Raw genomic sequence first — 1,647 nt, forward strand, 5'->3', positions numbered from 1 at the left:
ATCGATGTGTGCTCAGTGTAGATACCTTCCTTTCTGTAATAATTGATCATATGGATCGAAAGTAGGCGCCTTGACTGCGACAGATTGGTCCATTTTATAGTTTATGGGGGATGGCTTCATGATTTCTGGCTTCGTCATTAGATACAGATAATGCTTGACGCTATCAGCTGTATATAGCTGCTCTTTTACACTACTTTCAACCGCCTGTTTGACCGTTTCGATCGAGAACTCCCGATGGAGTTTTAGTAGTTTAATGAATTCTTTTCCATGCCCATATTTAGAAAGAGTACGACGATAAAATTCTTGATAACTGGCAGGAAGGTTCGCTCTGCGGACAGGGCGTGCATGCGGAATGGCCCTTGGTTTTCTCTCTAGTTCATCCAAATAATGATCCACTTCAAATACTTCATGAAATCTTTCATAGGAACGTTCATGCTTCGCTACACATTGCCCGCCTAGCCAGATCTCAATATGATTGACATAGGCATATAGGTGAGCGTCTTTTTGTCCTGCATATCTTGTTGGGACGGAGTAGGCATTGGTTTCAAAGTTTACCAGGGACAGGCTATTAACACTGGCTTTCACCTTCCTGGCACAAGGATGTTTACTGATGATCGGCAATAGTTGCACACGCTCTTCCTGAAATCGTTCACCCACCTTTTCGTTTGTTTTGGGTACGAAGGTTTCTTCATAGGCATTACATTGTTCCATTAAATAGTGATTCAGCTCCAGAATTTCACTAACCTGAGGAACCGGCACAAGGAATTGAGCTCTGGCTGTTTGTACCAGCTTCTCCACTTGTCCCTTTTCATTTCCTTTGGCGGGTGCACAAAATTGGGCATCAAAGAGATAGTGGGAGCGAAACTGGACAAAAGCTTCCTGTTCTTCTCGCTTCGTTCCTTCTAACACCTTCTTTACAGCTGTTTTCATATTGTCATAGACTATCGTTTTCGGAACACCACCAAAGTAATCAAAGGCGTCTGCGTGGCCTTGGAATAATGCCTCTTGACGTTGATGCTGAAACACTTTTACAAATATTTTGCGGCTATACAAAAGTCTCATACAAAAAAGCATGACTTTCCTTTCAATCCCATTCAAACACACAATGACTTCTCCCCAATCAAATTGGGCATGTTCGCCAGGATCGAATTCCAACGGTATAGAGGAATTTGGGGTTTCTTTGAGCTGCTTGTATTGGCGTACAAAACGGCGTACGGTGGATTCTCCGCCTTTAAAGCCGTATTCTTTTACCAAGCGTCTGTGGATTTGAGCAGCACTATGACGCTGTTTTACTGGGGCTGTTTCATCCTCCGTTAGCCATCGGATAATGGTAGATTTAACGGAGTCGATGACCGGATTGGCAACCGGCTTTGATCGTTGATAGGTTGGAATTTCATTCTGTTGTATGGCTTTTCGTATCGTTTGCCTGGAGAGATTGAGATCTTTTGATAATTGCCGAATAGATCGACCTTCTTTAAAGTGCAATTTTCTGATAAGCTCTATATTAGCCATCTTTAACATCCTTTTTTCCTCCCAAATCATAAAGTTCTCGACAAACTCAATGATAAGGGATTGGGTGTTAAGGGTGGTCAACTTTTTGATTAGCGAATTGTACTAAAGTGGTCAACTTTTATTTTAGCGTTTACA

General features: G+C 42.2%; 1 protein-coding gene. It reads right to left on the minus strand.

Going from position 1 to position 1,647, the window contains the following annotated elements:
• Positions 1 to 12: 12 nt before the first annotated feature.
• Positions 13 to 1,521: an IS21 family transposase gene (istA, locus tag ACI35L_RS12445; RefSeq protein ID WP_439803018.1), complete on the minus strand. Its 1,509-nt coding sequence runs from the start codon at positions 1,519 to 1,521 to the stop codon at positions 13 to 15.
• Between the last annotated feature and the right edge of the window lie 126 nt (positions 1,522 to 1,647).

It is taken from the genome of Pradoshia sp. (genome assembly GCF_051873915.1).
Taxonomy (GTDB): domain Bacteria; phylum Bacillota; class Bacilli; order Bacillales; family Pradoshiaceae; genus Pradoshia.